Source organism: Streptomyces sp. ME02-8801-2C (assembly GCF_033793965.1).
GTDB lineage: Bacteria > Actinomycetota > Actinomycetes > Streptomycetales > Streptomycetaceae > Streptomyces.
On sequence record NZ_JARAXP010000012.1, the window covers coordinates 143,395 to 163,518 of the forward strand.

The following is a 20,124-nucleotide window of genomic DNA, read 5'->3' on the forward strand; positions in this document are numbered from 1 at the left end:
TTCGCCCGGTCGAACGAGCTGCCGAAGAACCCCTTTGTGCCCACTTCGGGGATGATCCATTCCCGCTCATTCGTGTAATAGCACCGGCACGTTCGGTGAGGAAGGGTGGGGCGGGCAGGCGTCCGATGCGGGCGGACCCGATGGGGAATCGACGCATCGGCGCATTACGTGTTATCGGGAGGGCAGTTCTTTATGTCGGTAGGCGAAGAGATCCGCACGGAGCAGGACAGGCCTCAGCAGAGTCTTGGTACGTCGGCCGCGCGGAACCTGGCCACCACCACCAAGTCCGTACCCCAGATGCAGGAGATCAGCTCGCGCTGGCTGCTGCGGATGCTTCCCTGGGTGAACGTGCAGGGTGGTGCATACCGTGTGAACCGGCGGCTCACCTATTCCGTGGGAGACGGCCGTCTGACGTTCGTGAAGACCGGGGAACGGGTCGAAGTGGTCCCCGCTGAGCTGTCCGAGTTGCCGGCGCTGCGCTCCTACGAGGACGAGGAGGTGTTCGCCGAGCTCGCCCGACGCTGCCAGCAGCGGGAGTTCGCGCCCGGCTCGGAGATCGCCTCCTTCGGCAGCACGAACGACGAGGTGTTCCTCCTCGCCCACGGCAAGGTCGAGAAGATCGGCACGGGTCCCTACGGGGACGACGCCGAACTCGGCATGCTGGCCGACGGAGCCTACTTCGGCGACCAGGCACTGCTCGACCCCGATGCCCTGTGGGAGTACACGGCCCGCGCGGTCACCACATGCGTCGTGCTGACCCTCTCCCGCTCGCACTTCGAGCAGGTCGCCGAGCGCTCCGACTCGCTGCGCGCACACCTCCAGGCGCTGAGCGCGATCCCGGAGCAGAACGCCAACAGGTACGGCGAGAAGCAGATCGACCTCGCGGCCGGTCACAGCGGCGAGCCGGACATCCCGCGCACGTTCGTCGACTACGAGGCCAAGCCCCGTGAGTACGAACTGAGCATCGCCCAGACCGTCCTGCGCATCCACTCCCGTGTGGCCGACCTCTACAACCAGCCGATGAACCAGACCGAGCAGCAGCTCCGTCTCACGGTCGAGGCCCTGAAGGAGCGCCAGGAGCACGAACTCATCAACAACCGGGAATTCGGACTGCTCAGCAACTGCGAGTACGACCAGCGGCTCCAGCCGCACGACGGTGTACCCAGCCCCGACGACCTGGACGAACTGCTCAGCAGGCGGCGCGGAACCAAGTTCCTGCTCGCCCACCCGCGCGCGATCTCCGCGATCGGCCGCGAGCTCAACAAGCGCGGCCTCGTCCCCGAGACCATCGACATGAGCGGCAACCGCATCCCCACCTGGCGCGGTGTCCCGATCTTCCCGTGCAACAAGATCCCGGTCACCGAGGCCCGTACGACCTCGATCATCGCCATGCGTACCGGTGAGGCCGAGCAGGGGGTCATCGGGCTCCAGCAGGCCGGCATCCCGGACGAGATCGAGCCCAGCCTGTCCGTGCGGTTCATGGGCATCAACGAACAGGCGGTCATCAACTACCTGGTGACGGCCTACTACTCGGCGGCCGTCCTGGTGCCGGACGCCCTCGGCGTGCTGGAGAACGTCGAGATCGGCCGCTGGCGATGACCTCGGCCCACGGCCCGGCCGAGACCATCGAGACTCTGGATCCGGAGAGGCGGAACCCCATGGGCAGTCCCGCTCAGAGCCCTTCGGAAAGATCCCCGGAGTCCGTGGCAGGGGAGCGGCCGGACGTGGGCACCAGGCACGCGGGCCAGGTCTGTGCCCCCGTACAGGCACGGTGGCAGGGGGAGAAGCGGGTGGTGTCCGGCGGGTCGGACGGGCAGGACGCCGCCCTCATCCTCGAACAGGCCCGGACCGTGGTCGATCCCGAGCTGCGTGGGGCGATCGAGTCGCTGCCCGGGTCCATGCGCCGCGTCGCTCTTTACCACTTCGGGTGGGAGCACGCGGACGGCAGCCCGGCGGCGGGCAACGCGGGCAAGGCGATCCGCCCGGCCCTCGTGCTGACCGCGGCCGCGGCTCTCGGCGGCCGGCCGGAGGCAGCCGTACGGGCGGCCGCCGCGGTGGAACTGATCCACAACTTCACCCTGCTGCACGACGACGTCATGGACCGGGACACCACCCGCAGACACCGGCCCACCGCGTGGACCGTGTTCGGCGACGCCGACGCGATCCTCGCCGGGGACACCCTGCAGGCCCTGGCGCTGCGACTGCTCGCCGAGGACCCGCATCCGGCGGCGGCCACCGCGGCCGCCCGGCTCGCGTCCTGTGTCGTCGAACTGTGCGAGGGGCAGCACGCGGACACGGCCATGGAGAAACGAAGCCCCGACGAGGTGACCCTCGACGAGTGCCTCTTCATGGCCGAGGCCAAGACGGGCGCGCTGCTCGGCTGTGCCTGTGCCCTCGGCGCGCTGTACGCGGGCGGATCGGCCGCGGACGTCGAGGCGATGGACGCGTTCGGCCGGGAGGCCGGGCTCGCCTTCCAGCTCATCGACGACGTGATCGGGATATGGGGGGACCCGAGCCGTACCGGCAAGCCGGCCGGGGCGGATCTGCTCGCCCGCAAGAAATCCCTGCCGGTGGTCGCCGCACTGGCCTCCGGCACACCGGCGGCCACCGAACTGGCCGAGTTGTACGGAGTTCCGTACGACGAGGGGGAGGAAGGGGCGCTGGAGCGGACGGTGCTCGCCCTCGAGCGGGCGGGCGGCCGGGACTGGGCGCAGCTCCAGGCGGCCGACCGGATGGCCCGTGCCATACAGGAACTGTCCCGCGCGGTCCCGGACCCGGAGGCGGCCGGCGGCCTGCTGTCCCTGGCCGAGTTCGTGACCCGCCGCAGCACCTGAGCCCCGGAGACACCCGTGGCGGGGCGTACGGCCCTGACTCCGTACGCCCCGCCACGGCGCTCCGGGTGGCGGGTCCCGCACATCCCCACGGTGTGCGGGCCCTGCCACATCGCACACCCGTTAGGCTCAACCGCCGCGTGATCAGCGGCGGTTGAGACAAAAGGGGCGGGGCATGGACGTGGCGATACGCACGGCGGACGAGGGCGACCGGGAGCTGGTCGTCCAGCTGCTGGACGGGGCGTTCCAGGACGATCCGGTGAGCGGCTGGGTCTTCCCGGACCAGGCGCAACGCCGGGCGACGCATCCCCGGCTGATGGCCGCCTTCCTCGACATCGTGCTCGCCGAGGGCCGGGTCGACCTCACCGAGGACGGCACGGCGTGCGCCCTGTGGCTGTCCGTCCCCGCCGACGCCCACCCCGACGACGCGGAACAGGACGACGGCGCCGCCCAGTTGCGGGAGGCCGTCGAACCCGACAACGAGCGCGTGGAACTGATCGGACGGCTCACGGCCGGTATCCATCCCGCCGGGCGCGCCCACGAGTATCTGTGGCTGATCGCCGTGGCACCGGACGCTCAGGGGAGGGGCCTGGGCACGGCCCTCGTGCGGCAGGTCCTGGACCGCTGCGACCGTGAGGGAGTGGCCGCCTATCTGGAGGCGAGCAACGCCCGCAGCCGCAAGCTGTACGAACGGCTCGGCTTCGACCTCCTCGACCGCCCCCTGGACCTCCCGGACGGCCCCCGGATGTGGCCCATGTGGCGCGAACCGCAGCAGAGGCGCTGAAGACGCGGAATGCGCCGACCGGCGGGGAGCGATTCGGGTGTTCCGGCAATACCCTGAGGGCATGGACAGAGAAGAGCACGACTGTCCCGTCTGCGGACAGCATGTGACCACGGTGATCCGCCGGTACAAGACGCTCGGCGCATGGGTGCCGAAGTGGGTCGCCGGGCCGTGCCGAAACACCGAGTGCGAGGTGTACGTCGATCCGGCGGCCGAGGCGGAGGCAGCGGCGGCGGCAGGCCCGAGGACGAAGGGCGGACGCACCGCACGGAAACCATGAGTACGGGAACCATGAGGGCGGCCACCCCGCAGGTCGCGGCCACCCTTTAGGTTGGGCGCATGTCCGAACTCCCGCACATACTCCACATCACCGAACGCGCCCTCTGGGACGCGGCCCGCGAGCGAGGCGCGTACGAGATGTCGACGCGTGGGCGCACCCTCCAGGAGGAGGGGTTCATCCACTGCTCGACCCGCGCCCAACTCCCCGCAGTGGCGGCCTTCCTGTACGGCACCTACGCCGGCCCCGACGACCTGGTGGTGCTGGTCGTGGACCCCGCCCTCCTCGACGTACCCCTGAGATACGAGGCCCCGAAGCCGGGCGGCGAGGAGTTCCCGCACGTGTACGGGCCGATTCCGGTGGCCGCCGTGGTCGACGTCGAGGCGTGGGAGTGAGCCGAAGGGCGTGGCGGTGGGCCGTGCTCGTGTGGGTGGTCGCGGTGGCCGCCGGGGGCGGGCTCACGGTGTGGCTGCAGGACGCGGCGGAGCCGCCGGAGAGGCCCGCCTGGTATCGGACGGGCGACAGCGATCCGGCCCCGCTGCTGCGGCAGGACAAGGAGGCTGCCGAAAGCATGTGCCCGGCGACGCCGGGGCCCACTCCGACGCCGGAGGAGACGACCAGGGTGATCGTGGTGTGTGTACGCGACCCTCGTTAGGCGATGTCGTCCGCCGACGTCTGTGTCGGCTTCGGCAGGCCGCCCGTTTCGGGGTCGCGGCCGGTGAGGCAGTACGTACCGCCCGCCGGGTCGCGCATGACCGTCCAGTGGGGGCCGTGGGCGACGACCGCCGCACCCAGGCGCTCGTGGCGGGCGGCGGTCGCCCCGATGTCGGCGCAGGCCAGGTCGAGGTGGGCGGAGGCGGTGGGCCGTTCGGTGCCGAGGCGCTGGAGCAGGATGCGGATCGGGAGGCCGGCCGGAGGCCTGAGGACGTGGAACTCCGGGAGTGAGCCGGTCAGGGAGTCCCAGCCGGTGAGACGCTCCCAGAAGGCGACCTCCGTGGCGTACGCGGCCGGCGGGATGTCGATGGACACCTGGTCGAGGCGGCTGCCGTTCACCACGGCGGGCCGTACCGACTCCCCGTTCCAGGGCACGGCGCAGAACAGCTGCCCGGCGGGGGACCGCAGCACGGCCCACCCGGTGTGCGCGGCGGCGACCGTCGCCCCGAGCGCCGACGCCGAGCCCACGAAGGCGTCGACGTCCTCGACGGCGAAGTCGAGATGGGCACCCCCGTCCCCGGAGTCCACCCCCTGGACCTTGACGCAGGCGTCGCCCTCGCCCGGCAACAGGGTCACGAACTCGCCCTGCTCACCCCGGGTTCCCGACAAGCGGGTGTCCGTGACGGCGGTCCAGAAGGCCTGGGCGGGGCCCAGGAGCCCGGCGGGCCGGTCGACGAAGGCGTAGGTCCAGCGGATACCAGTGCCGGTGGCAGTGCCAGTGCTGTTGCCGGTGCCAGGAGCAGTGCTCATGGGGTGATCGTAAAAGCGGCGGTTGTCCACGTCACCTGCCTTTTTCCGGGAACAGGCTTTGCCCGCAGTTCGTCGCGAATACGCCTGTGCTTGCTTCCATCGGGGGCATGGACGACATCACCCCTGATCGCCACGTACCTCGCCTGCGGACGTTGATGAAGCTGGACTGGACCGCACGGGCGCCGCGGTGAGCCTCGGGGCCACCGTCGCCGTGGTCGTCGTCTTCGCCCTGGGCGTGCTCGGAGTCGCCCGGGTGGAGGGGGCGCGCGAGAATGACGGGAGTACCCGAGCGCTCGGGTTCACCCAGGCCGGACTGTGCTTTGTGGCGTGTGCGGCGGTGGTCGCGTACGGGATCTATCTGATCGTCCCGCAGTTCCACTGAAGGAGGCCTACGGTATGACACCACTGATGTCCGGACTGAAGGTCGACTACAGCGACCACGACGAGCCCGTGCTGATCCGGCCGGACGGAAGTCCGGTCGAGACCTGGCGGGAGAACTACCCGTACCCCGAGCGCATGGAACGGCGGGAGTACGAATGGCACAAGCGGCTCCAGCAGATCGAACTGCTGAAGCTGCAGAGCTGGATCAAGCAGACCGGCCGCCGGCTGGTCGTCGTCTTCGAGGGCCGGGACGCGGCCGGGAAAGGCGGCACGATCAAGCGCTTCACGGAGCACCTCAACCCGCGCGGCGCCCGCGTGGTGGCCCTGGAGAAGCCCACCGAACGCGAACGCGGCCAGTGGTACTTCCAGCGGTACGTCGAACACCTCCCGACCGCCGGCGAGATCGTCCTCTTCGACCGCTCCTGGTACAACCGGGCCGGCGTGGAACGGGTCATGGGCTTCTGTACGGACGACGAGTACCGTCGCTTCACCCGCCAGGCCCCGCTGTTCGAACGCATGCTCGCCGATGACGGCGTCGACCTGATCAAGTTCTGGTTCTCGGTCTCCCAGAGCGAACAGCGCACCCGTTTCACGATTCGCCAGGTGGACCCCGTAAGACAGTGGAAGCTGAGCCCCATGGACCTCGCCTCCCTGGACCGCTGGGACGACTACACGGCGGCCAAGGTCGCCATGTTCCGCGCGACGGACACCGAACAGGCGCCGTGGACGGTCGTGAAGAGCAACGACAAGAAGCGGGCGAGGGTGGAGGCGATGCGCAGCGTGCTGGCCCGCTTCGACTACACGGGCAAGGACGAGGAGGTCGTCGGCAGTCCGGACCCGCGCATCGTGGGCGCGGCGGCCAACCTGCTGGAGGCGGGGGAGGATGACGACGGCGTGTGAACGCCGCCCGACACACTCCGGGAGCCGCTGACGTGACCGACCGATCCACCGCCACCGACCGGACCCGCCTCGCCGAAGGCGCGTACAGCAGCGACCGGGACCTCGCCGCCCGGCAGTCGCTCTACCAGTGGCAGACGCCCAGGCACGATCTGCCGGGCATCGTCGTCGAACAGTTGGGCAGTGTCCGGGCCGGCGGGCGCGTGGTCGACGTCGGCTGCGGCAACGGCAGATACGTCCAGCGGCTGCGCGAGTCCCGCCCCGACCTCGCCGCGCTGGGCCTGGACCTCGCCCCCGGCATCCTCGCCACCGTCCCCGGCCCCGTCGCCGTGGCGGATGTCACGCGGCTGCCGCTGGCCTCGGAGAGCGTCGACGCGGCCCTGGCGATGCACATGCTGTACCACGTACCCGACATCCCGCAGGCGGTACGGGAGTTGGCGCGGGTCGTCGCCCGTGACGGCGTGCTGATCGCCTCCACCAACAGCGACGACGACAAGGCCGAACTGCACGACCTGTGGCAGCGGGCCGCGACCGACGTGCTCGGCACCGGCAGAGAACCGGCCCGGTTCTCGATCGGCGCCCGCTTCTCCCTGGAGAAGGCGCAGGCGTTCCTCGGGGCGGAGTTCGGCCGGCTGCGAACCATCGAACTCCCCAGCACCGTCACGGTCCGCGATCCCGAGCCGGTGATCGCGTACCTGACGTCGTACCGCGCCTGGGCGGACCTGTACGAGGCCCCCTTCACCGCGGTCGTGGAACGGGCCCGCACCATCGTCACCGACCGGATCACCCGACAGGGGGCGTTCGAGGTCGGCTGCCGGGCGGGGATCCTCGTGTGCGGCCGTTGAGGGAGGGCAGCGAAAAGGGCCGGTCGGGTTGTCGACCGGCCCTTTTCGTCGAGGCCTCGCATCAGGCCTTCTTCGTCTCCCAGAAGATCTTGTCGATCTGGGCGATGTAGTCCAGTGCCTTCTGGCCCGTCGCCGGGTCGGTGGACGCCTTGGCGGCCGAGAGGGCCTTCAGGGCGTCGTTGACCAGCTGGTGCAGCTCCGGGTACTTCTCGAAGTGCGGCGGCTTGAAGTAGTCGCTCCACAGGACCGAGACGTGGTGCTTGGCGAGTTCTGCGCGCTGCTCCTTGATGACGGTGGCACGCGCCTGGAAGTGCGGGTCGTCGTTGGCGGCCATCTTGTCCTGCACGGCCTTCACCGACTCCGCCTCGATGCGGGCCTGGGCCGGGTCGTACACACCGCAGGGCAGGTCGCAGTGAGCGCTGACCTTGACCTTGGGGGCAAACAGGCGGGAAAGCATGGAGCGTTCCTTCCTCGTGATCGTCTTCTCAGGTTGGACATTACTCCCTGGGAGATGGGTTTTCGCGAGTGCCCCCATGGGCTTAGGACAAAAGTAGGGGGTCAGACTGGGACTGGTGGAGGATGGAACCGGGGAGGTGCCGGGATGCCGGAGCTGTCGCAGGAGAGCGAGCACGGAAGCGAACACGAGAGCGAACGCGGAGGGATCGCGAAGCTCTTCGGATGGTTCGCCGTGACCGGGCCGTCGATGGTGCCCACGCTGTATCACGGCGATTTTCTCGTGGTGCGATACGGGAACCGCGTCAGGGTCGGCGACATCGTGGTCCTGCGTCATCCCTTCCAGCAGGACCTGCTGGTCGTCAAGCGGGCCGCGGAGCGCCGTGAGGGCGGCTGGTGGGTGCTCGGGGACAACTCCTTCGCCGGCGGCGACAGCACCGACTACGGGACCGTGCCGCACGATCTGATCCTGGGCCGGGTCCGGTTCCGCTACCGGCCGCTCAAGCCGGGTCAGCGTTCGCCGCTGGCGCTGCTGCGCTGGGCGGTGTCGGCCGCCAGGCTCGTCTTCTCGGACCGGTCGGCCTCCAGCCGTTTGCGGGCGCGGTAGGCGGCCACGTTGGCCCGGGTCGCGCAGCGGTCGGAGCAGTAGCGGCGGGAGCGGTTCGTCGAGGTGTCGAGGTAGGCGTTGCGGCAGGGCGGCGCCTCGCACAGGCCCAGGCGGTCCACGCCGTACTCCGTGAGGTGGAAGGCCAGGCCCATCGCGGCGATGGCCGCGTAGCCCGCGGTCGCGTTCGACGGGTGGTCGGCGAGGTGCATGTGCCACAGCGGGCGGCCGTCGTCGTTGCGGAAGTCGTGCCCCGAGATCTGCGGGCTCACCGGGAACTCCAGCAGGAGCGAGTTCAGCAGGTCCACCGAGAGCGTCTCGTCGCCGGTGTCCGCCGCCTCGAAGACCGCGCGCAGCCTGGCCCGTACGGAGCGGAACCGGGTCACGTCGGCGTCGGTGGCGCGGCGGGCGGCCTGCTGGTTGGCGCCGAAGAGATCGCGGACGGCGTCGATCGAGGTCAGCGAGTCCTTTCCGCGGGCCGGTTCCTCGGTGTTGACGAGGCGCACGGCGTAGTCCGAGTAATAGGCCAGTTCCACTTGTAGTCCTTACGAGGGCGTTCTATGGTCGTGGATGCGAGGAAGTAACGGCTGACATTGCTTCCAGGGTATTACGCGTGCGTTCAAAAGGCGGGCGCGGCAGGCGAGGGAACGGCCGACGGAAGGGTTTCAATGACCACCACGACCGGCAACGCGGGCACTACCGGTAGTGACGCCGAAACCGACTGGAATGCCTGGCAGGCGAGCTGGGACCGGCAGCAGGAGTGGTACATGCCGGACCGTGAGGAACGGTTCCGGATCATGCTCGACATGGTCGAGGCCCTCGTGGGCCCCGCCCCGCACGTACTCGACCTGGCATGCGGCACGGGAAGTATCACGGCCCGGCTGCTCGACCGGTTCCCGCAGGCCACCAGTGTCGGCGTCGACCTCGACCCGGCGCTCCTCGCCATCGCCGAGGGCACCTTCGCGGGCGACGACCGCGTCACCTTCGTCACGGCGGACCTCAAGGACCCGCGGTGGACGAGCGGGCTGCCGTACGACTCGTACGACGCCGTCCTGACCGCCACCGCCCTGCACTGGCTGCACAGCCAACCTCTCGCGGACCTCTACGGCCGGATCGCGGAGGTCGTCCGCGACGGCGGTCTGTTCATGAACGCGGACCACATGATCGACGACAGCACGCCCCGGATCAACGCGGCGGAGCGCGCACTGCGCCACGCGCGTATGGATCAGGCCAAAGTCGACGGCGCCCTCGACTGGGCCGAATGGTGGCGGCTCGCCGCCCAGGACCCCGTGCTAGCCGGCCCGACCGCCCGCCGCTTCGAGATCTACGGCGAGCACGCCGACGGCGACATGCCCTCCGCCGAGTGGCACGCGCGCGTGCTGCGCGAGAAGGGGTTCGCGGAGGCGCGCCCCGTGTGGTGCTCGCCGTCGGACACGCTGCTGCTCGCGCTCAAGTAGGCCCGAGAGGTATTTGGGCGGGGTCAGAACACCGGCTGCAACCCGGTTCGCCAGCGGTTACGGAACCTGGCTAGCGGCCTGCTCCCCCTCCGCAGCCGGTGCGCCCGAACCAGCGCCTCCGCCGACGCCTGGACGGGCGTGCCCGACGCGGAACTCTGCGTCGCAGATGCGTTTCCTGAATCTCGGAACCCTCAACTGTCCCTCCGGCTACGGTCTCCGAGCTACGAGGGGGTGCAGGCTCACGTTCGACAATGCCGTGTGCGAGGCGCTCGGCGCGTCTCCACACCACACCCCCTCTCGTCGTCTGCCCCGGGGGCCCTTCCGGCGGAAAACGGTCGACTTGTAAAGACTGTTGATCGAATTGCGAGCGAACTGTACGGTCTCCGAGGCGGATTTGGTTGTCCGCTGGACAGCATGTGTTTCTGTCTATGCGTCCGGTTCTGACCAGCCGGGCAGCATGAAACGAGGGGGAAGATTTTGCGTAGCAAGATACTTGGCGCCTTGGTGCCGGCCGTTATCGCTGCGGCAGCGATGGTTCCGTTGGCTGCCAGCCCGGCTGCCGCTGACCCGCCGTGTGCCATGGACGTCTACGGTAAGACGATCTCGTCGAGTGGCCAGGGCGGGTACCAGATCGACATAGCGCTCAACCGCTGCGACCGCCCGGCCCGGGCGATGACGAAGTGTGCGGCCCTCGGCGGGTCCGGCATGAACTATGGGCCTTCGGTCACGCGAGGGACCAGCCGTACCGAATACTGTTCCCGCAACTCCGAGATGGTGAAGTGGGGATGGCAGGTGTATTACGACGGGAAGTGGAACAACCGGTGGATGGACTGAGTTCCCTGCCCGGAGCCGCCGCTTCCGCCGCTTGGGGACTTGCAACGTGAGCCATTGAAGACGTCGGGGTGGTGCGGGGGTTCATGAACCCCCGCACCACCCCGACACTTGTTTGCACGATTATGTCGCTACAACACTTTGGACAAGAACGACTTGGTCCGCTCATGCTGAGGGTTCGTCAGGACCTCGCGTGGCTGGCCGTATTCGACAACCACCCCGTCGTCCATGAACACGAGAGAGTCACCGACCTCGCGGGCGAAGCCCATTTCGTGTGTGACGACGATCATCGTCATACCGTCCTCGGCGAGGTCGCGCATGACATCGAGAACCTCGCCGACGAGCTCGGGGTCGAGGGCTGAGGTCGGCTCGTCGAAGAGCATCAGCTTGGGCTCCATCGCCAATGCTCGGGCGATGGCGACGCGCTGCTGCTGGCCGCCGGAGAGCTGGGCTGGGTAGTGACCTTTGCGATCGCCCAGGCCCACACGGTCCAACAACTGCTGGGCCCGCTCCCGGGCGACGGCCTTGGACTCGCCCTTGACCTGGACCGGCGCTTCCATGACGTTCTCCAGAGCCGTCATGTGAGGGAAAAGGTTGAAACGCTGGAACACCATGCCGATGTCCCGTCGCTGCGCGGCGACTTCACGTTCTTTCAGCTCGTAAAGCTTGTCGCCCTTCTGCCGGTAGCCCACCAGCTCGCCATCGACGGACAGGCGGCCGGCACTGATCTTTTCCAGGTGGTTGATGCATCGCAGGAAGGTTGATTTGCCGGAGCCGGACGGGCCGATCAGGCAAAACACCTCACGCGCGTTCACCTCCAGCTCGATGCCCTTGAGGATGTGCGCAGGACCGAAGGACTTGTGCACGCCCTCAGCCTTCACCATGGGGTGACCACTCGCGGGCTTGCTGAGGCCTTTGCTGATACCGCTCATCGGGCTGCCTCCGGGCGGCGAAACGAACCGAACAGCCGGAGGTTCTTCCTCAGGCGTTGCAGTGGCGTCGGTGGCAGGCTGCGCGATGAGCCACGAGCATAACGTCGTTCAAGGTAGTACTGGCCGACACTGAACACACTGGTGAGGATCAGATACCAGATCGATGCCACGAAGTACAATTCAACGACCGCGAGCGAAGTGCTGGAGATGTCCTGGGCCCGCTTGATGAGTTCGTTGAACTGGACCGCGTAAGCAAGCGACGAGGTCTTCAGCATGTTGATGAACTCGTTGCCCGTCGGTGGCACGATCACCCGCATCGCCTGCGGGAGGATTACCCGCCGCAGAGTCTTGCCCTGGGTCATGCCCAGAGCATGCGACGCTTCCGTCTGTCCTTCGTCCACTGACTGGATGCCTGCTCGGACGATCTCCGACATGTACGCGGCCTCGTTGAGGCCGAGCCCCAGCAGTGCCGCCAGGAACGGCGTCATCACCTGGTTCATCTCGTCTTTGTAGAACCCCAGGTTGAGGACGGGGAACACGAGCGCGATGTTGTACCAGAGGAGGAGCTGGACCAGTACGGGCGTGCCGCGGAAGAACCAGACATAGAACCAGGCCACCGTGCTCGTGACCGGGTTCGACGACATCCGCATCACCGCGAGGATCACACCCAGGACGAGTCCGAGGATCATGGCGAGGACGGAGATGTACAGCGTGTGCCAGACGCCGGACAGGATGGTCCCATCCGTGATGTACTCCGGGATGATGCTGTAGTTAATCTTCGCGTTGGAGAACGCGATTCCGATCGTCACCAGCAGCGCGACGACCGCAGAGCCGGCCACCCAGCGGCCGTAGTGGCGCACCGGGATGGCTTTGATCTGCTCCGGCGGCAGCGGGGGCGCCGGAGCCTTGTCGACAGTGTCAGTCACAGTGACTGCCCTTCAGTGTTGCGCCGGGCGGATCAGGAGCCACCGTTGACCTTGGACTCGGTAACCGCGCCATCCGTGACGTTCCACTTCTCAAGAATCTTCGCGTACTCGCCATTCTTGATGATCGCGTTCATCGCCGCCTGGAGGGCATCTCGCAGCTCGGTGTCGTCCTTGCTGACTCCGATGCCATACGGGCCTGCCTCGATCTGCTCGCCAACGACCTCGAAGTCCTTGCCGCCGCCCGAGGTCTTCGCGTTGTAGGCGGCGACCGGGAAGTCGTTGAGGTCGGCTACCGAGGCGCCCTGCTTGAGGCGGAGCAGCGCCTCGGGGTCGGTGTCGAAGGTCTGCAGGGTGATGGCCTTCTTGCCGTCCTTCGTGCACTTCGTGCTCTGAGCCCTGGCAATGCCCTCGGATGTGGTGGCCTTCTGCAGAGCCACGACCTTGCCGCACAGGTCGTCCAGGGACTTGATGCCCTTCGGGTTGCCCTTCTGGACCAGGATCGAGGTGCCGGCGGTGAAGTAGTCGACGAAGTCGATTCCGTTGCCGACCTTCTTGCCGGTGTCCGAGTCGATGCCGTTCTGACGGTCCTTCGTGTCGTTCATCGCCGACATGAGCACGTTGAACCGCTTGGACTGCAGACCGACGATGAGCTGGGCGAACTTCCCGTTCTGGAACTCAAATTTCACGCCCAACTGCTTGCCGAGGGCGGCTGCGATGTCCGGGTCGATGCCAGTGGCTTTGCCGCCGACCACGTACTCGACGGGCGGGTACGCGATGTCGGAGCCCACCTTGACGACGCCGGCGGCCCGGATGCTCGCGGGGAGTTTGGCGGCGAGTGGCGCCGACGAGGACGGAGCGCTGGAGTTGCTGTCGCTGTTCTTGTCTGTCTGGTCACCGCAGCCGGTGAGCAGCAGGGCGCCCGCGACCGCGATCGCACCGACCGCGGCTAGCCGGTTGTGCGCGGCGGTCGTACGAAGGGTGGAGCTTGCGGTCATGGTGGGTTCCTCCGGCGGATGGATGGTGTGCCATTGGGCCGCCGTCCGCTCGGGGAGCGGACGGTACCGGCGGGTCGTCCGCCGGTGCACGCATCTTTGAGTGTCGCGACCTTGTGTGATTACGGCATCTTGCCATTCGGACTTGGTCATTCAGGCGACCGACTATGTCAAAATCGGATAACGGGTGACCCCCGTCATGTGTCAGGTCGGTACATCAGGCCGGACCTTCCCGGATCTTCTACGGGAATCATTCGTTCCGGCCGGAAGATCTTCGGCGCATCTCGCCAGGTGAACGGCTGTTGCATCCCGCGCGAACGGCCGAACGAGGACTCGCCGAGGAGTCACGAGGAGTCACGAGGACTCCGTCACGACTGCTCCCGGCCCGGGGCATCGATCCGCTTCCCGCCGGGGCGCCGAGCGCTACTGATTTGATCGATCATGCCCGTGTATGTGGGCATGTGTGGTGATGAGTCGGGCCGCCCAGGTGTGACCTTCCCGTTGTGGGGTCGTCGTCTGTGTTCTCCATCCGGTAAGAAGGTTCTTTACACCCCTCATCAGGGGCTCAGGGCGCGTGTGCGGCGCGCCCGTCGCGTTCGTGCCCGTGCGCATCACTCACCGGGGCCTTACGCGGTGCCCGCCCACCCCTCACCAGGAGTGGCCACCCTCAACCGTGAAGACCTAAGGGGTAAAACAAAGTGGCAGCGGAGACCGTCAATCCTCGCAGCGACATCGACACGGACAGTGACGCCGGTGATTTCGACCCGGCGTTCGCCCTGCACCGTGGCGGCAAGATGGCCGTCCAGGCCACCGTGCCGATCCGCGACAAGGACGACCTGTCCCTCGCGTACACACCCGGTGTGGCCCGGGTGTGCACCGCCATCGCCGAGCAGCCCGACCTCGTCAACGACTACACCTGGAAGTCGTCGGTCGTCGCGGTCGTGACGGACGGTACGGCCGTCCTCGGACTCGGGGACATCGGCCCCGAGGCCTCCCTCCCGGTGATGGAGGGCAAGGCGATCCTGTTCAAGCAGTTCGGCGGCGTGGACGCGGTCCCGATCGCGCTCGCCTGCACCGGCGTGGACGAGATCGTCGAGACGGTCGTCCGGCTGGCGCCGTCCTTCGGTGGGATCAACCTGGAGGACATCTCGGCACCGCGGTGCTTCGAGATCGAGCGGCAGCTCCAGGAGCGGCTGGACATCCCCGTCTTCCACGACGACCAGCACGGCACCGCGGTCGTGACGCTCGCGGCCCTGCGCAACGCCGCGCGGCTGACCGGGCGTGAGCTCGGCGAACTGCGTGGCGTGATCTCCGGCGCGGGTGCGGCGGGCGTCGCCATCGCGAAGTTCCTTCTCGAGGCGGGGCTCGGCGATGTCGCGGTCGCCGACCGCAAGGGCATCGTCTCGGCGGACCGGGACGACCTCACGCCGGTCAAGCGGGAGCTGGCCGAGCTGACGAACAAGGCCGGGCTGACGGGGTCGCTGGAGAGCGCGCTGGCGGGCGCCGACGTCTTCATCGGCGTCTCCGGCGGTACGGTTCCCGAGGCGGCGGTCGCTTCCATGGCCAAGGACGCGTTCGTGTTCGCGATGGCCAACCCGGATCCCGAGGTGCACCCCGATGTGGCGCACAAGTACGCGGCGGTCGTCGCGACCGGGCGTTCGGACTTCCCGAACCAGATCAACAACGTGCTGGCGTTTCCGGGGATCTTCGCGGGGGCGTTGCAGGTGCGGGCGTCTCGGATCACCGAAGGGATGAAGATCGCGGCGGCTGATGCGTTGGCTGCGGTGGTGGGGGAGGAACTTGCGGCTGACTACGTGATTCCGTCGCCGTTCGATCCTCGGGTGGCTCCGGCGGTTACGGCCGCGGTTGCTGCGGCGGCTCGGGCGGAGGGGGTTGCTCGGCGCTGAGGGGTGTCTTTCGGGGGTGGCCCCGTCCGGGTGCGGTGGGGTCATCTCGCCCCCGCCGCCCCTACCCGTCCCATCCCGTTCCTGGGGGCTGCGCCCCCAGACCCCCCCTACGGCCCTGAAACGGGCCTCGTCCTCAAACGCCGGACGGGCTGAAGGGGCGGGGGGCGTCAACAGGGTGTGTGTCACAGGGGCGGCTCGTTCCGCGGCTCCGCCCTGAGGCCTATCGTCGGAGGCATGTTCGCTGCCTACGCCGCCCGCATCGATCCCGACCATCCGCTCAACGGGCTGGAGTTGGGTGAGCGCCCAGCCCCGGAAGCGCGTCCCGGGTGGGCGACGGTCGATGTCAGGGCCGCCTCGCTCAACCACCATGATCTGTGGTCCCTGCGTGGAGTGGGACTCCCCGAGGACCGTCTCCCGATGATTCTCGGCTGCGACGCCGCCGGCGTCGACGCGGACGGCAACGAAGTCGTCCTGCACTCCGTCATCGGCCAGACGGGTCACGGTGTCGGTCCCAGGGAACCTCGTTCCATCCTCACCGAGCGCTACCAGGGGACCTTCGCCGAACAGGTCGCCGTACCGGCGTGGAACATCCTGCCCAAGCCCAAGGAGCTCTCCTTCGCGGAGGCCGCCTGTCTGCCCACGGCCTGGCTGACGGCGTACCGCATGCTCTTCACCAACGCGGGTGTACGCCCCGGGGACTCGGTGCTCGTGCAGGGCGCCGGCGGCGGTGTCGCGACCGCCGCGATCGTGCTCGGCAAGGCGGCGGGGCTGCGGGTCTTCGCCACCAGCCGGGACGAGGCCAAGCGCAAGCGGGCGGTGGAGCTCGGTGCCGTCGAGGCGGTGGAGTCCGGGGCGCGGCTGCCGCAGCGCGTGGACGCCGTGATCGAGACGGTCGGGGCGGCCACCTGGTCGCACTCGGTCAAGTCGCTCAGGCCCGGCGGCACGCTCGTCATCTCCGGTGCCACCAGCGGCGACCGGCCCTCGCACGCCGAACTGACCCGGATCTTCTTCCTCGAACTCAAGGTCGTCGGCTCGACGATGGGCACCAAGGACGAGCTGGAGGACCTGCTGTCCTTCTGCGCCGCCACCGGCGTACGCCCCGTCATCGACGAGGTGCTTCCGCTGGACCGGGCCCGCGAGGGCTTCGAACGTCTGGAATCCGGTGACCAGTTCGGCAAGATCGTCCTCACCGCCTCCTGAGCGCCATCGCGCATACCTTCCCTCCGCGGCGGGTCCGGGTTTCCGGGCCCGCCGTTTGTGTGTCCGCGCGCCCTGAGGTGCCAATCAGGGTTGACAAGGATGAAGATGTCAACCTAGGTTGACATCATGACCGAAGCAACAGATCTCGCCGAGCGCGCGGGCGACCGCGACCCGCGGATCGGGCTGCGAGCCGTCTCCGCGCTGCGGAAGCTGGTCGAGCAGTTGGAGTCCGTACAGGTGCGCAGTGCGCGCAATCAGGGCTGGTCGTGGCAGGAGATCGCCGCGGAACTCGGTGTCAGCAGGCAGGCCGTGCACAAGAAATACGGGAGGCAGTGATGTTCGAACGGTTCACGAGTGATGCGCGCGCCGTGGTGCAGGGTGCCGTCGAGCACGCGGAGCGCATCGGCAGTCGGTGGGTCGGCGCCGAGTGCCTTCTGCTCGCGCTGCTCGACCGCGAGGGCGGGCGGGCCTCCTTCGCGCTGGCCTCGCTCGGACTCGCCGACCGCAAGGAGCCGGTGAGGGCCGCCCTGGCCGACGCCCGCCGCCGCGCCGGACTGTCCCAGGCGGAGGCCGACGCACTCGCCGGGCTCGGTATCGACGTGTCCGACATCGTCTCCCGGGTCGAGGAGGTGCACGGGGTCGGCGCGATGTCCGGTGACCGTCAGGACGGGGGGTGGCTGTCGGGGCGCCGCCTCTTCGACCGGGACGCCAAGGACGTGCTGGAGAGGTGCCTGCGCATCGCGGTGGCCCACCGCGACCGCCGTATCGGCGACGAGCACATCCTCCTCGCCCTCGTGACCCGCCTCGGCGTCCCGTCGGAGGTCCTCGCCGATCAAGGCGTCACCTACGAGGCCCTGAATCGTGTGCTTTACGGTGAGGGGGAGCGTGGGGGTGAGGCCAAGGCGGGCTGAGTCCCTGGCCCCCACCGCCTCACACCTTCGGTGTTCGCAGTGCCGCCTCCGTCAGGGCCGCCGCCGCTGACAAGTGGCGGCGGATCTCGTGGAGTTGGGGTTCCGTGACGCCCTGGTCGCGAGCCGTGTCGCGGATGTCGTCGCGGAAGCGGTCCAGGAGGCGGTCCAGGTCGCGGGCCGGGTCGCCGGTGGACGCCTCGTGGGCCCAGGGCGGTTCATAGCTGGCCGGGAAGTCCGGGGGAGTGTCCGAGTATTCCGCGTGCTCCGGGTGCTCCGGGTGCTCCGGGTTCTCCGGTTCGCGTGTTGCGGAGGCTGGGTTGGCTGAGGGGGGTGTGAAGCCGAAGTCCTTGCCCAGGTTCTTTCCTATGTCCATTCCCAACTCGCCGAACTCCTTGGCCAGTTCGGTCAGGCCCTCGCGGACTCCCGTCGGCCAGTCGCCCCTGCTGAAGTGGTCCTGGACCTGTTCCTGCACGCGTCGGGCGATGCGCTGCACCTCCTCCTGCGCCTGGGCGCGGGCGTGGTCCTGGGCCTCCTTGGCCTGGCGCCTGGCCCGCTGTGCCTCCTCGCGGGCGCGGCGGCTCTCGTCCTTCGCGCGGCGGGCCTGCTCCTTCCACTCCTGCTTGGCGCGCCGCATCTCCTCCTTCGCGGCGCGCCACGCCTCCTTGTCGCCGAGGTCGGTGTGGTCCCCGTACGTCCCGGTCCCCGCGTGCTCTCCGTACGGAGCGTTCCGAACGGTGCCGGGGCCCCTGCGGGCCTCGCTCGCCGCCGCGCGAACCTCTCGGCGCAGGTCGCCCGCAGCCCCCCGGACGTCGGCCCGGATCTCGGCGGCGAGTTCGGCGACGGAGTCGCGGATCTCCAGTTCCAGGTCGGCCAGTTCGCCGCTTCGGTCGGCCAGTTCGGCGCGGCCCGCGTCCGTGATGGCGTACACCTTGCGGCCGCCCTCGGTGGTGTGGGTGACCAGGCCCTCGGCCTCCAGCTTGGCCAGACGGGGGTACACGGTGCCCGCCGACGGTGCGTACAGCCCCTGGAAGCGTTCCTCCAGGAGGCGGATCACCTCGTAGCCGTGGCGCGGGGCCTCGTCCAGCAGCTTCAGCAGGTAGAGGCGCAGGCGGCCGTGGGCGAAGACGGGAGGCATGTCAGAGCACCTTCTTGTTCGTCGGGCCGGAAGCGTCCTTCGGGGCGGCGGGGGCGGTGGGGGTGGCGTCGGTCGGTTCGTCCTCGTGCTGGGGGCGGCGGAGCAGGGCGATCGAACCGGAGACCGTGGTCGCCCGCAGTTTGCCCGTGCCCGCGCCCAGGCGGCCCGTGACACGGTGGGCGCCCCACTGGCCGTGTACGCGGAGGTCGTCGAAGGCGTTCGAGATCCTGCCGCTCGCCGTGTTCGCCTCCACCTCGGCGTCCGCCGGATGCGGGAGCCGGATCGCGATCTCGCCTGACACGTTCGTCAGCCGCACGTCCGTCGGGCCCTCCGGGTCGAGGTCGACGATCATGGAGCCGCTGACCGACTCGGCGCGCACGGAGGGGCCGGAGCCCTCGACCACGGTGAGGTCGCCGGAGACGGAGTTGAAGTGCAGATCGCCCGTGACCGCCTGGGCCTCCAGGTTGCCCGAGACCGTGTCGGCGCGGACAGGGCCGGAGAGGCCGACCAGTGTCGTGTCGCCGGTGACGCCGTTGACCACTGTCGGTCCGTCGACCCCCGAGACCACGGCGCTGGCGCCGACCACGCCCACCTTGACGCGGGTGGCCGCCGGGACGGCCAGGGACACCTCCGCGCTGCGGCGCCAGCCCTTGCGATCCAGCCACTTGAGGAAACCCTTCCAGGGCAGGTCCTCGTAGGCCACCGTCAGGACGCCGTCCTCCTGGGTCACCAGCAGGGGTGGGCCCTCGATCTCGGAGATCTCCAGACGGGCGGAACCATCGTCGGTGCCCACCACGTTCACCGTTCCGTTGACGATGCGTACGTGCAGGCCCGTGACGGGCTCGTCGAAGGTGAGCTTGCCGGGCTCCTTGACGGACCACTCGGACGTCGTGGACATGATGCGGACCCCCTGGTGAACGCGAACGGATGACAGGCTGAACGACGGAGGAGACGACAGGACGCAACGCGCCATATCGCGTCTTCCGCTATTCACGATATATCGCGCTCACGGGAAGTCAAGACACCCGTTCGTGGACCGGACTACTCGTCGTCCTCGTCGTCCAGGCGGGCCAGCCAGGTCGCCAGGCGCTCCACCGGTACCTCGAAGTCGGGGTTGAGGTCGACGAAGGTGCGCAACTGCTCGGCGAGCCACTCGAAGGTGACCTCTTCCTCGCCGCGGCGCTTCTCGAGTTCTTCGATGCCTCGGTCGGTGAAGTACACGGATGTTCTCCTGGGCTGATGGGGGGACTCTCGGGGTCCGCTTGTGCTGTCCCTCCAGGTTATGCGCACGCGTGAACGG

Annotated in this window: 23 protein-coding genes and 1 pseudogene; 15 read left to right on the forward strand and 9 right to left on the reverse strand. The window is 68.6% G+C overall.

Annotated elements, in window-relative coordinates:
• Positions 1-192 precede the first annotated feature (192 nt).
• The 6 genes from PV396_RS32885 to PV396_RS32910 all read left to right on the forward strand — a co-directional run bounded on the left by PV396_RS32885 (position 193) and on the right by PV396_RS32910 (position 4,544).
• Positions 193-1,599, forward strand: coding sequence for a family 2B encapsulin nanocompartment shell protein (locus tag PV396_RS32885; RefSeq protein ID WP_319210878.1), 1,407 nt, complete (start codon positions 193-195; stop codon positions 1,597-1,599).
• Between the two features lie 125 nt (positions 1,600-1,724).
• Positions 1,725-2,834 (forward strand): family 2 encapsulin nanocompartment cargo protein polyprenyl transferase, encoded by a 1,110-nt coding sequence (locus tag PV396_RS32890; protein ID WP_416071515.1) that lies wholly within the window; start codon positions 1,725-1,727, stop codon positions 2,832-2,834.
• Between the two features lie 172 nt (positions 2,835-3,006).
• A complete protein-coding gene (locus PV396_RS32895; protein ID WP_319210880.1) occupies positions 3,007-3,615 on the forward strand; it encodes a GNAT family N-acetyltransferase in 609 nt (202 codons plus the stop codon).
• Between the two features lie 61 nt (positions 3,616-3,676).
• Complete coding sequence (locus PV396_RS32900) at positions 3,677-3,892, forward strand: hypothetical protein (RefSeq protein WP_319210881.1); 216 nt, start codon at positions 3,677-3,679, stop codon at positions 3,890-3,892.
• A gap of 59 nt (positions 3,893-3,951) precedes the next feature.
• Positions 3,952-4,284, forward strand: coding sequence for a DUF952 domain-containing protein (locus tag PV396_RS32905; RefSeq protein ID WP_319210883.1), 333 nt, complete (start codon positions 3,952-3,954; stop codon positions 4,282-4,284).
• Positions 4,281-4,544 carry a hypothetical protein gene (locus tag PV396_RS32910; RefSeq protein WP_319210884.1) on the forward strand — a complete coding sequence of 88 codons (264 nt, stop codon included), beginning with the start codon at positions 4,281-4,283 and terminating at the stop codon, positions 4,542-4,544. The genes PV396_RS32905 and PV396_RS32910 overlap by 4 nt, the downstream gene beginning before the upstream one ends.
• Here the strand turns inward: PV396_RS32910 and PV396_RS32915 are convergent.
• A complete protein-coding gene (locus PV396_RS32915) occupies positions 4,541-5,353 on the reverse strand; it encodes a VOC family protein (protein WP_319210886.1) in 813 nt (270 codons plus the stop codon). The two genes, PV396_RS32910 and PV396_RS32915, sit on opposite strands and share 4 nt — an antisense overlap.
• Before the next feature lie 155 nt (positions 5,354-5,508).
• On the opposite strand from PV396_RS32915, the pseudogene PV396_RS32920 reads away from it, so the two are divergent.
• The 3 genes and pseudogenes from PV396_RS32920 (at position 5,509) to PV396_RS32930 (ending at position 7,476) form a co-directional block, all read left to right on the forward strand.
• Positions 5,509-5,735 (forward strand): annotated as a pseudogene (locus tag PV396_RS32920) (hypothetical protein).
• A gap of 14 nt (positions 5,736-5,749) precedes the next feature.
• A complete protein-coding gene (ppk2, locus tag PV396_RS32925; protein ID WP_319210888.1) occupies positions 5,750-6,634 on the forward strand; it encodes a polyphosphate kinase 2 in 885 nt (294 codons plus the stop codon).
• Positions 6,635-6,666: 32 nt separating this feature from the next.
• Entirely contained in the window at positions 6,667-7,476 is an 810-nt protein-coding gene (locus PV396_RS32930; protein ID WP_319210890.1) for a class I SAM-dependent methyltransferase, read from the forward strand.
• 61 nt (positions 7,477-7,537) lie between these two features.
• Here PV396_RS32930 and sodN read toward each other — a convergent pair whose 3' ends face one another.
• Positions 7,538-7,933, reverse strand: coding sequence for a superoxide dismutase, Ni (gene sodN / locus PV396_RS32935; RefSeq protein ID WP_005480378.1), 396 nt, complete (start codon positions 7,931-7,933; stop codon positions 7,538-7,540).
• Between the two features lie 144 nt (positions 7,934-8,077).
• Here sodN and sodX point away from each other — a divergent pair, with 144 nt between their 5' ends.
• Positions 8,078-8,536 carry a nickel-type superoxide dismutase maturation protease gene (sodX, locus tag PV396_RS32940; protein WP_319210892.1) on the forward strand — a complete coding sequence of 153 codons (459 nt, stop codon included), beginning with the start codon at positions 8,078-8,080 and terminating at the stop codon, positions 8,534-8,536.
• Here the strand turns inward: sodX and PV396_RS32945 are convergent.
• On the reverse strand, positions 8,440-9,069 hold the full coding sequence (locus PV396_RS32945; protein ID WP_319210893.1) for a CGNR zinc finger domain-containing protein: 630 nt from the start codon (positions 9,067-9,069) through the stop codon (positions 8,440-8,442). The two genes, sodX and PV396_RS32945, sit on opposite strands and share 97 nt — an antisense overlap.
• 132 nt (positions 9,070-9,201) lie before the next feature.
• Here PV396_RS32945 and PV396_RS32950 point away from each other — a divergent pair, with 132 nt between their 5' ends.
• Positions 9,202-9,990, forward strand: a complete 789-nt coding sequence (locus PV396_RS32950; RefSeq protein ID WP_319210895.1) for a class I SAM-dependent methyltransferase — start codon at positions 9,202-9,204, stop codon at positions 9,988-9,990.
• Between the two features lie 962 nt (positions 9,991-10,952).
• On the opposite strand, the gene PV396_RS32955 is transcribed toward PV396_RS32950, so the two are convergent.
• From PV396_RS32955 to PV396_RS32965, 3 genes are read right to left on the reverse strand one after another with little or no spacing between them, the layout of a single operon-like run.
• Positions 10,953-11,753, reverse strand: coding sequence for an amino acid ABC transporter ATP-binding protein (locus PV396_RS32955; protein ID WP_319210897.1), 801 nt, complete (start codon positions 11,751-11,753; stop codon positions 10,953-10,955).
• Positions 11,750-12,679, reverse strand: a complete 930-nt coding sequence (locus PV396_RS32960; protein ID WP_319210899.1) for an amino acid ABC transporter permease — start codon at positions 12,677-12,679, stop codon at positions 11,750-11,752. Before PV396_RS32960 ends, PV396_RS32955 begins: the two co-directional genes overlap by 4 nt.
• A 32-nt stretch (positions 12,680-12,711) precedes the next feature.
• Entirely contained in the window at positions 12,712-13,674 is a 963-nt protein-coding gene (locus PV396_RS32965; RefSeq protein ID WP_319210900.1) for an ABC transporter substrate-binding protein, read from the reverse strand.
• 695 nt (positions 13,675-14,369) lie between these two features.
• Between PV396_RS32965 and PV396_RS32970 the strand changes: the two genes are divergently transcribed.
• The 4 genes from PV396_RS32970 (at position 14,370) to PV396_RS32985 (ending at position 17,689) form a co-directional block, all read left to right on the forward strand.
• Positions 14,370-15,578, forward strand: a complete 1,209-nt coding sequence (locus tag PV396_RS32970; RefSeq protein ID WP_319210902.1) for an NADP-dependent malic enzyme — start codon at positions 14,370-14,372, stop codon at positions 15,576-15,578.
• 234 nt (positions 15,579-15,812) lie between these two features.
• Entirely contained in the window at positions 15,813-16,778 is a 966-nt protein-coding gene (locus tag PV396_RS32975) for a zinc-binding dehydrogenase (protein ID WP_319210904.1), read from the forward strand.
• A 126-nt stretch (positions 16,779-16,904) separates the two neighbouring features.
• A complete protein-coding gene (locus tag PV396_RS32980; RefSeq protein ID WP_055525534.1) occupies positions 16,905-17,114 on the forward strand; it encodes a helix-turn-helix domain-containing protein in 210 nt (69 codons plus the stop codon).
• Entirely contained in the window at positions 17,114-17,689 is a 576-nt protein-coding gene (locus tag PV396_RS32985) for a Clp protease N-terminal domain-containing protein (protein WP_319210907.1), read from the forward strand. Before PV396_RS32980 ends, PV396_RS32985 begins: the two co-directional genes overlap by 1 nt.
• 19 nt (positions 17,690-17,708) lie before the next feature.
• Here the strand turns inward: PV396_RS32985 and PV396_RS32990 are convergent, their stop codons facing one another.
• The 3 genes from PV396_RS32990 to PV396_RS33000 all read right to left on the reverse strand — a co-directional run bounded on the left by PV396_RS32990 (position 17,709) and on the right by PV396_RS33000 (position 20,045).
• The gene (locus PV396_RS32990; RefSeq protein WP_319210908.1) at positions 17,709-18,824 is read right to left on the reverse strand and encodes a helix-turn-helix transcriptional regulator; all 1,116 of its coding nucleotides are present in this window, start codon (positions 18,822-18,824) and stop codon (positions 17,709-17,711) included.
• Between the two features lies 1 nt (position 18,825).
• Complete coding sequence (locus PV396_RS32995; RefSeq protein WP_319210909.1) at positions 18,826-19,722, reverse strand: DUF4097 family beta strand repeat-containing protein; 897 nt, start codon at positions 19,720-19,722, stop codon at positions 18,826-18,828.
• A 143-nt stretch (positions 19,723-19,865) separates the two neighbouring features.
• Positions 19,866-20,045, reverse strand: a complete 180-nt coding sequence (locus PV396_RS33000; RefSeq protein ID WP_003992906.1) for a DUF6104 family protein — start codon at positions 20,043-20,045, stop codon at positions 19,866-19,868.
• Between the last annotated feature and the right edge of the window lie 79 nt (positions 20,046-20,124).